A 9,878-nucleotide genomic window follows, 5' to 3' on the forward strand; every position below is an offset into this window, starting at 1 on the left:
CATTTATACATATAAATGAATAAACATACGAATGATAACGATTTACAGTCTATTTTATAAGTTTTTAGATAATTAACACACATAAAAATTACAAATTACACTGAAATTTTGATGTAATTTGTATTCGTTTTCCTAAATTTTGCATAAAAAATGAATGTGCTTTCACACATTCATTTCTTTTAGTTTTTATTTTTATTTTTAAATATCGCTGTACTGACGACGTGTGGAACCTCGTAAATATCTCCTTCAACGGACTTTTTTAACGTATCATTAATTTCTTTTAGTACAGACTCTTTACGGTGATCACTAAATCTTGAAAGCCATGATGACGTTCCAATACGTTTCAACCATTCTTCGTCCGTGAATTTTATTTTATAGTCCTTTTTAAAAAGGTTTGTAAGGTCAAATTTATGATAATTAAAGTCACTGAACCATTCCACTGGGAAACTGTTGATCATTTGTATTGAATATTTTTTTGATCCTGCAGGTTCTAATTGGTTGTATTTTGCATTTGCACGAATGATTTTCATCGTTTCTTTCATCATTGAGTTATTTACTCTAAACCCTAAATCTGAAATTATCATCATACCGTTTGGTTTTAATAGACGTTTCACTTCTTTTACCGCTTCATTTGAATCAAAATACTGCCATGCACGTAATGCAAAAATAATGTCATAATCGTTTTCTCTTAAATGCGTGTTTTCTGCAAATCCGTCATGGAATTTAACGTTGTCACCACGCGTATAATCGATTCCCATTTTTCTGAATATTTCACTCGGCTCTAATGCGTCAACCGTTGCACCTTCTTCAGACAACATTTTAGATAAAAATCCAGGGCCTGCACCGAGGTCTAAAATTTTCTTACCTTTAAAATCTATACCGAGTTGTTTAATGCCATCTAATAGTTCTTTTGGTATGTCATTACGACTTTTAAAGTATTCTTCTTCAAATGTTTTTAGTTTATAATCCATGTCCTATCCGTCCTTTTCTATCAAACTATTTAATTGTATTCTATACGTAAATAACGGTATGATAAATAAATAATTGTTTTTTAATTAATATGGAGTGAATATTTTATGTCTAAACCATTACTCGCAATTACACTCATAGCGTTGATGATTTTATTATTTTACTGGGGAGTGACGTTTGTCGTACCGAGTTTCGGTTTCCCAAGAATCGTTGCATTATCTATTATATTAGGAAGTGTGGCAGGTTTCTACATATATACTATTATTGATAATAATTATCTCGATTAAAAATATATGGAGGGAAAGCTATGGCACATGCGAACGAAAAGCCAGATTATCGTTTAATTATCATTTTAATTAGTGGTGCGTTTATCGCATTTTTATCAAATACATTTTTAAACGTTGCATTACCATCGATTAAAAATGACTTTGGCATCTCAACGAGTAGCGTTCAGTGGGTATCGACGTCTTATATGCTCGTTGCTGGAATCATCATTCCGATGACCGCCTATTTTATGAACCGCTTTAGCGCGAAGAAAATATTTTTAAGTTCAATGGGATTATTTTTAATCGGAACGTCTCTAGCAGGATTTTCTGTAACATTTCCGATGCTCATCGCAGGACGTATGATCCAAGCGACAGGATCCTCAATACTTATGCCTCTTCTAATGAATACTCTAATTAGAAGTTTCCCACCTGAAAAACGTGGAACAGCGATGGGGATGTTCAGTTTAGTCATGTTCTTCGCCCCAGCAATCGGTCCGACACTCTCAGGTGTTGTCATACAACGTTATGATTGGCACGTCTTATTTTTAATGATGATACCGATCTTAATCATACTTTTAATTTCTGGTTTTGTTTTACTACCTAACGTTTTACTAAATAAAAAAGCTGTCATGGACGTTCCATCCGTTATTATGTCAACGATTGGATTCGGTGCATTATTATATGGACTTGTGTCTGCTGGAGACCATAAATTACTTTCTATACAAACATTTGGTCCAATTATCATTGGTGTTGTTGTCATTTACTTTTACGTAATGCGACAAATGAAGTTAGACGTTCCGATGTTAAACTTTAGAGTATATAAATATCGTATGTATTTACTCGGAACGATCATTAGTGCTGCAACGAATATGGGACTATTTGCAGGTATGATTTTAGTCCCAATCTTTTTACAAGATATACAACATCGTTCGCCACTTGAAACAGGGTTACTCATGTTACCCGGTGCGTTAATTTTAGGACTTCTGTCCCCTGTATCTGGTAAATTATTTGATATGTATGGCCCTAAAGGAATGGCAATTATCGGTCTTACACTTGCGACTGTAACGACAGCGTTTTTAGGTCGACTTACAATAGATACTAGTTTTTCATACATTTTAACGATTTACGTCATTCGTGCGTTTGGTATGACTCTCGTTAACACACCAGTTATGACAAATGGTATGAACGACTTGCCACGTGATTTAACCCCAGATGGATCTTCTCTAAACTCTATGCAAAACCAAGTATCTGGAGCTGTTGGTATCGCCTTACTAATTTCTGTTATGCAAGGATATATTAACTTTAATTTAAATAAACTGGACGTTGTGACACCTGAAATTGAAAACCAAATTACAATTGAGGGCATTAACTTAGCATTTAACGTCGGTGCTGTATTTATGGGAATAGGGCTCATCACTGCGTTTTTCTTAAAACGTGTGACGAGTGAAGATATGATGAAAAACTCAACTTTCTCTGCACGTCCTGTTGACGATGGACGAAAAAAAATCCGTAAAGAAGATTAATCTTCTTTACGGTATTTTTTATTTTTGGGCGATACGTTTAACGATTTCTATAATCGTTTCTGTCGCTTTTTCTAAATCATTTACAGATGTAAACTCGTATCTACCATGCATGTTTTCAGTTCCTGTAAATATGTTTGGCGTTGGAAGTCCCATAAAGGATAGCTGAGAGCCGTCTGTTCCGCCACGTACTGGTTGAATGACAGGCGTTATACCGAGTGATTTCATAGCTTCTTGAGCGATTTCTACGATATAAAACTTAGGTTCAATTTTCTCTTTCATATTGTAATATTGATCTTCTAGTTCTAATCTTACGTTTTGTGGACCATACGTATCTTGATATATCTCTACAATTTTCTTCATCGTTTCTTTTCGATTTTCAAAATTATCTCTATCAAAGTCACGAATAATATACTCTAATTCAGTTTCGTCTGTTGAACCGTTAATTGTGAGTAAATGGAAAAATCCTTCATACCCTTCACTACATTCTGGAGTATCTTCAGGGTCGAACTCTAAAGCAAATTTAGAAGCGATTGTTAAACTATTGATCATTTTATCTTTCGCAGTACCTGGGTGAATGTTTTTACCTTTAATAATTACTTTCGCACCGGCAGCGTTAAAACTTTCGTATTGAAGTTCACCAACTGGCCCACCGTCAATTGTATATGCAAAGTCTGCATTAAATTTCTCGACGTCAAACTTATGAGGTCCACGACCTATTTCTTCATCTGGCGTAAATGCAATACGGATATCACCGTGCTCGATATCGCTATTTAAAATCGCTTCAGCGGCAGTGACGATTGCAGTAATACCTGCTTTGTCGTCTCCTCCTAAAAGTGTTGTACCGTCTGTTGTAATAAGTGTATGACCAACATAATTGTTTAAGTTCGGAAACTCTTTTACAGTCATGACGATATCTTGTGATTTGTTTAAAATGATGTCGCCACCTTTATACTGAACGACTTGTGGGTTAACGTTTGTTCCTGTAAAGTCTGTCGCTGTATCAACGTGTGCTAAAAAACCAACTGTTTCAGCATCGACATTACCAGGTATTGTTGCAAATAAATACCCATTATCGTCGAGAGTAATATCAGATAAACCAATTTCTTCTAACTCTTCTTTTAACATATGTAAAAGATCCCACTGCTTACTCGTAGAAGGCGTCGTTTTACTTGAAGCGTCGGACTGAGTGTCTACTTTTGCATATCTAATGAGTCTTTCTGTAAGTTGTTCTTTCATAGTAATCTCCCTTATCCATGTAATTTATCGAAAATTAAAATCCAGAATCACGTGTTAACTTATTTTTTTCGTTATATCTTTCAATACTTAAACCGATTAATCGATCGAGTAATTCACTATACGGTATACCGCTTTGTTCCATTAGTTTTGGATACATTGAAATCGATGTAAATCCAGGTAACGTGTTGACTTCGTTTACAATCACTTCTCCATCTTCAGTTAAAAATACATCTACACGTGCATACCCTAAGCAGTCGAGTGTACGGTACGTATGTTCTGCGACTTCTTGAATTTTTTTCGTTTCGTCCTCTGTCAGTTTAGCAGGAATGATTAGCGTCGCACCGTCATCTGTTAAGTATTTTGATTCGTAATCGTAAAAGTCAACGTTTGAAACAATTTCACCTGGAATCGATACTATTAACTCGTCATTGCCAAGGACAGACACTTCGATTTCACGACCGACAATCGCCGTTTCTATGAGTACTTTATCGTCAAATTTAAATGCATCGTTTAAAGCATGATTAAATTCGTTTTCATTTTCTACTTTGCTTACACCGACTGAAGAACCTTGGTTCGCAGGTTTTATAAACATTGGTAAACCGAGTGCTTCCTCAATTAAGTTAAAATCGACGACATCCTTTTCATAAGAATGAACGACGATTCCGTTTGCCACTTGAATATGATGGTAATCGAGTAACCTTTTCGTCACGTCTTTGTCCATAGCGACTGCGCTACCTTTCGTATCACAGCCGACATAAGCGACGTTCGCACATTCAAGTAATCCTTGAATGTTGCCATCTTCACCATACGTGCCGTGAAGTACCGAGAAGATTGAATCGAGTTGAATTTCACCAGATTCCGTCTCAAATTGATTACCCGGAATCACTTTCATCGTTTCTTTTTCGTCGACTAATGTTAAGTCGATTTCTGTTAAATCTGTTGTAGTGACCCACTCGCCGGTTTTTAGTACGTGAATTAAACGAACGTTATATTTATTTTTATCGAGTGCATCTAAAACACTCTTCGCTGAGCGAAGTGATACTTCATACTCCGTTGATTTTCCACCGTATATTAACCCAATGTTTAATTTATTCATATGATTCGTCCTTTTTTATAAATTCGTTTTTATTTTATCATATTCATTATTTATAAATCATTCTTTTTAAGTGTCGTAATTTTATTATGTTATAATTTTGATAATCTTATTTAAGGGCTGGTGCTATATGAAGCGATTCTTTTCATATTATAAACCGTATAAGACGCTGTTTATGATTGATTTTTCATCAGCAGTGTTTGTCGGATTATTAGAGTTACTTTTCCCACTCATCGTCAGTGGTTTTATAGATAATTTACTGCCGACAGGTAACTTTAAAATTATATTACTCGCAACAGTTGGATTACTCGCTGTATACATACTCAATACGTTTTTACAGTATGTCGTGACGTATTACGGACATCTACTCGGTACAAATATTGAACGAGATATCCGTAACGACTTATATAGTCACATTCAATATTTATCGTACAGATATTTTGACAATACAAAAACAGGTAAGTTGTTAACACGTTTAACAAACGATCTCATGAATATCGGTGAGATAGCACACCACGGGCCAGAAGACTTATTTATTGCCGTGATGACACTACTCGGTGCATTTGGAATTATGTTCTGGATTAACCCTGAACTTGCTGTCATTTCATTTGTGATCGTACCGCTGATTTTAATCATCGCTATTTATTTCAACAAAAAGATGACAGTTGCGTTTAGAGAATTATTCGGACGTGTCTCTGAATTCAACCATTTAATTGAAGATAAAATCGGTGGAATTCGCCTCGTTCAAGCATTCGCTCGTGAGGTAGATGAAATTAAAGCATTTAAAGCAATTAACTCACGCTTTAGAGCGACAAAACTTAAAGCATATAAAATCATGGCGTTAAACAACTCAATTTCATATATGCTCATGCGTTTTGTGACAGTATTCATCTTAATTGCGGGTGCGTACTTCGTATTAAACGATAAAATCTCTTACGGGGATTTCGCTGCGTTTATTTTAATTTCAAATATATTATTTAAACCACTCGAAAAAATTAACGCCGTCATCGAATTATATCCAAATGGTATTGCTGGATTTAAACACTTTACTGAGACGATGGCCGTCGAATCAGAAATTAAAGAAGTTGAAAATCCAATAGCGCTTGAAAATCCTAAAGGCGAAATCGTCTACCAAAACGTCTCATTCTCATATGAGGATAAAAAAATCTTAAACGACTTATCGTTTAACGTAACTCCTGGAGAAACTGTCGCACTTGTCGGGCCAAGTGGTGCGGGTAAGACGACGATCACGAGTTTACTTCCGAGATTTTATGAAGTATCTGACGGTGCAATTACGATAGACGGCACGAACATTAAGGAATACTCATTAAAATCACTTAGAGAAAATATCGGTATCGTTCAACAAGATGTATTTCTATTCTCAGGAACGTTAAGAGAAAACGTCGCATATGGTAAACCTGATGCGACCGATGAAGAAATTTACGATGCGCTTGAAAAAGCACAGTTAAAAGATCTTGTCGATAGTTATGTTAAAGGCTTAGACACAGTCGTCGGTGAACGCGGCGTGAAATTATCTGGTGGTCAAAAACAAAGAATTTCGATTGCACGTATGTTCTTAAAAAATCCACCGATTCTAATACTAGACGAAGCGACAAGTGCATTAGATACTGAAACAGAGCGAGAAATACAATCCGCGTTAAACCGACTCGCAGTCGGTCGTACGACACTTGTTATCGCTCATCGACTTGCGACAATTAAAAACGCAGATCGTATTTTAGTTGTGACACCAAACGGTATTGAAGAATCCGGATCACACGAAGAATTACTAGAAAATAGCGAAGGTCTTTACCGAGCGTTACACGATGCACAATTTGCAGCATTATAAACACAAAATAACCATCCTTTTTAATATAAAAGGATAGTTATTTTTATAGCCAAATTGTTTTTTCTTGTTTATCAGTACGTTTTCTAAGAAGTTCTTTTGCGTTGTCGTTTTCTCCAAAGAAAATTGCGCCTACAACTTCTTCGTCTTCCTCTATACCTAGTGCTGACTTTACTTCTGTAGCATTATAAACTGGCCCAGTCTTCCAAATAGAATCGATGCCCATACTCGTCGCTTGAATAAGCATATTTTGAATTGCTGCACCGACCGCTAAAATGTCTTCTTCGTATTTACCGCGTGTCTTATTTTTATTTTTACTATAGACCGCTAAAATAACAGTTGGAGCAACCATCGTTTTACTGACCATTTTAACTTTCATACGCTCAAATTCTTCTTCACTAATGTCACGGTTTTTTTGGAATTCCATTGCCGCATCATAAAACTGCTGCATGTTTTCTCCTTGCATGACAATAAACTTCCAAGGTTCAGTAATGTGATGGTTCGGCGCTTGGATTGCAGCCTCTATAATCGTTTCAACCGCTTCTTTAGAAATCGGTTCTGTTTTCTTAAATATCTTCGTACTTTTTCTATTTAAAATTGGTTCAATTACGCTCATTGGTCATTCTCCTTATTGAAATTCGTGTAGTAATTTAAACTGTATATGAATGTCATCGTGAACAGTTACATTCTCGTCTCTCGCTAGTAATACCATCGGTTGACTCAGATATGTAAATGAAACAAATGCATCCCCTCCGACGATTTCAACATCATCGACGGTTACTGGAATTCCATCGTCAACGATTTTTATATCTTCTCGTCTTATAGCGAATAATTTACCGTTGTCTTTAAAGACGTTCATCGGATACGTCCCGAAAAACTGTGCAACGAACGGATTATTTGGATAACGATACACTTTAGACGCGTCACTAAATTGCTCGACTTCTCCGTCTTTAAGAACGAGTATTTTATCTCCTAATTTCATCGCCTCATTATGATCATGTGTAACATATATAATCGTCTTCTCTTCTTCAGTTTTAATGCGTAAAATTAAGTCAGTAATTTCTCGTTTTAAACTTGTGTCAAGACTAGCGAGTGGTTCATCCATTAATATAATATCCGCATTTGTCGCTAGACTTCTAGCTAGAGCGACACGCTGACGCTCACCGCCTGACAATTCGTTCGGAAGTTTTTCTAAATGTCGTTTAATACCAAGTTCAGTCGCAATCGTTTCAACGTGAGTTCTGAGCACCTCTTTACTCATACTTTTCTTTATACTAAACTCGATATTTTGTTTCACTGTTAAATGCGGGTACAGTGCAAGGTTTTGAAACACAAATGTTAAATTACGGTCCTTCGGTTTAGCATCGGTCATTCTTTGACCATCGATATACACTTCACCATGTGACGGTTCAAGGAGTCCAGCAATTATGCGTAAAATTGTACTTTTGCCTGATCCTGACGGACCGACAATTGCCAAACATTCTCCTTCTTTTATATTTATATTTACGTTTCGTAATGCACTCATATCTCCGAAATGCTTACTCACTTGAGTTAGTTGTACTTTATCCATAATTATATTATACATAAATTGCTTACATATTGAACTAAATCGAGAAATCTAGCATAATATAGATGATGAGCGATTATGCTTAATATTATTTTAGGAGTGGGAATTCATACATGTCACATTTAGACAAAGTTAAAAACGGTAATGGATTTATTGCAGCGTTAGACCAAAGTGGAGGTTCAACACCTAAAGCTTTACGTTTATACGGTATCGCTGAAGATAGCTACGATACTGAAGAGGAAATGTTCGATCTTGTACACCAAATGCGTACACGTATCGTTACGTCACCAGCATTTACTAGCGACAAAATCTTAGGTGCAATTCTTTTCGAACAAACGATGGAAAGTAAAGTTGACGGTAAATACACTGCGGAATACTTAAGAGACAAAGGTATCGCGCCATTCTTAAAAGTAGATAAAGGACTTGCTGATGAAGAAAACGGCGTTCAGCTAATGAAACCAATGCCTGAACTTGATGAGTTATTAGACCGTGCAAACGAACACGGCATCTTCGGTACAAAAATGCGTTCAGTCATCCATGAAGCAAACGAAGGTCCGATTAAAGAAGTTGTAGAACAACAATTCGAAATCGGTAAGAAAATCTTAGCTAAAGGGTTAGTACCGATCATCGAGCCTGAAGTTGACATCAACTCTAAAGACAAAGAAAAAATCGAAGACATTTTAAAAGTCGCGATTTTAGAAGAATTAGATAAGTTAGAAGAAGGACAAGACGTCATGCTTAAACTGACAATACCTTCAGTAAGAAATAACTTCAAAGAATTAGTCGACCACAAACGCGTCATTCGTGTCGTTGCATTATCAGGTGGATATAGCCGTGCAACAGCAAACGAACTATTAAAAGAAAACGAAGGAATCATCGCGAGCTTCTCACGCGGGTTAACAGAAGGATTATCAGTCGATCAAACTGATGAAGAATTCAACAACCTACTCGCTGATTCAGTAGAAAAAATCTACGACGCTTCAGTAAACAAGAAATAATTAAAGATGATAAAACCGAAATTCTGATGGAATTTCGGTTTTTTCTATTTTTCAGGATGTTTCATCGGTTCGATTGGTTAGATTTAGCCGCGTGGTGAGTTGGTATGGTGGAATCGTCGGTGATAGTTGTATCTCACCGATAATTCTGACGAATCGTCGGTGAATTCGATTCCCCACCGACGCTAACAGGACTTTCGTCGGCGAAATTCCTATTCGCCGACGGGAATCATCGAATCGTCGGTGAAATTCGCGATTTCTAGTTACGTCCATATAATTGTGTAAAATAGAAAAAAGAGCCATCGCATTCTCTGTTATAATTTAGTTACCAACAAAAATTAACAGGGAGAGAATACAAATGACTCAACTTAATTTTACAGTAGATA

The 9,878-nt window shown here is 36.2% G+C and carries 9 protein-coding genes; 4 read left to right on the plus strand and 5 right to left on the minus strand.

From position 1 onward, the window contains the following. Positions 1-179 precede the first annotated feature (179 nt). Positions 180-971, minus strand: a complete 792-nt coding sequence (locus BBS29_RS07855; protein WP_068131096.1) for a class I SAM-dependent methyltransferase — start codon at positions 969-971, stop codon at positions 180-182. Between the two features lie 105 nt (positions 972-1,076). On the opposite strand from BBS29_RS07855, the gene BBS29_RS07860 reads away from it, so the two are divergent. Together BBS29_RS07860 and BBS29_RS07865 are read left to right on the plus strand one after the other, a co-directional pair. Further along, positions 1,077-1,256, plus strand: a complete 180-nt coding sequence (locus BBS29_RS07860; RefSeq protein ID WP_040929018.1) for a hypothetical protein — start codon at positions 1,077-1,079, stop codon at positions 1,254-1,256. A gap of 20 nt (positions 1,257-1,276) precedes the next feature. After that, positions 1,277-2,758 carry an MDR family MFS transporter gene (locus BBS29_RS07865; protein WP_068131099.1) on the plus strand — a complete coding sequence of 494 codons (1,482 nt, stop codon included), beginning with the start codon at positions 1,277-1,279 and terminating at the stop codon, positions 2,756-2,758. An 18-nt stretch (positions 2,759-2,776) separates the two neighbouring features. On the opposite strand, the gene pepT is transcribed toward BBS29_RS07865, so the two are convergent. Further along, positions 2,777-3,994 carry a peptidase T gene (gene pepT / locus BBS29_RS07870; RefSeq protein ID WP_068131102.1) on the minus strand — a complete coding sequence of 406 codons (1,218 nt, stop codon included), beginning with the start codon at positions 3,992-3,994 and terminating at the stop codon, positions 2,777-2,779. Between the two features lie 34 nt (positions 3,995-4,028). Beyond that, complete coding sequence (locus tag BBS29_RS07875) at positions 4,029-5,090, minus strand: D-alanine--D-alanine ligase family protein (protein ID WP_068131105.1); 1,062 nt, start codon at positions 5,088-5,090, stop codon at positions 4,029-4,031. A gap of 127 nt (positions 5,091-5,217) precedes the next feature. Here BBS29_RS07875 and BBS29_RS07880 point away from each other — a divergent pair, with 127 nt between their 5' ends. After that, positions 5,218-6,933 (plus strand): ABC transporter ATP-binding protein, encoded by a 1,716-nt coding sequence (locus BBS29_RS07880; protein WP_068131112.1) that lies wholly within the window; start codon positions 5,218-5,220, stop codon positions 6,931-6,933. A gap of 43 nt (positions 6,934-6,976) precedes the next feature. On the opposite strand, the gene BBS29_RS07885 is transcribed toward BBS29_RS07880, so the two are convergent. Together BBS29_RS07885 and BBS29_RS07890 are read right to left on the minus strand one after the other, a co-directional pair. After that, entirely contained in the window at positions 6,977-7,546 is a 570-nt protein-coding gene (locus tag BBS29_RS07885; protein WP_068131115.1) for a nitroreductase family protein, read from the minus strand. Positions 7,547-7,558: 12 nt separating this feature from the next. Next, positions 7,559-8,500, minus strand: a complete 942-nt coding sequence (locus BBS29_RS07890; RefSeq protein WP_168162130.1) for an ABC transporter ATP-binding protein — start codon at positions 8,498-8,500, stop codon at positions 7,559-7,561. A gap of 110 nt (positions 8,501-8,610) precedes the next feature. Between BBS29_RS07890 and BBS29_RS07895 the strand changes: the two genes are divergently transcribed. After that, positions 8,611-9,495 (plus strand): fructose bisphosphate aldolase, encoded by an 885-nt coding sequence (locus BBS29_RS07895; RefSeq protein WP_068131119.1) that lies wholly within the window; start codon positions 8,611-8,613, stop codon positions 9,493-9,495. Positions 9,496-9,878 lie beyond the last annotated feature (383 nt).

The sequence above is a fragment of the Nosocomiicoccus ampullae genome, from assembly GCF_001696685.1.
GTDB lineage: Bacteria > Bacillota > Bacilli > Staphylococcales > Salinicoccaceae > Nosocomiicoccus > Nosocomiicoccus ampullae_A.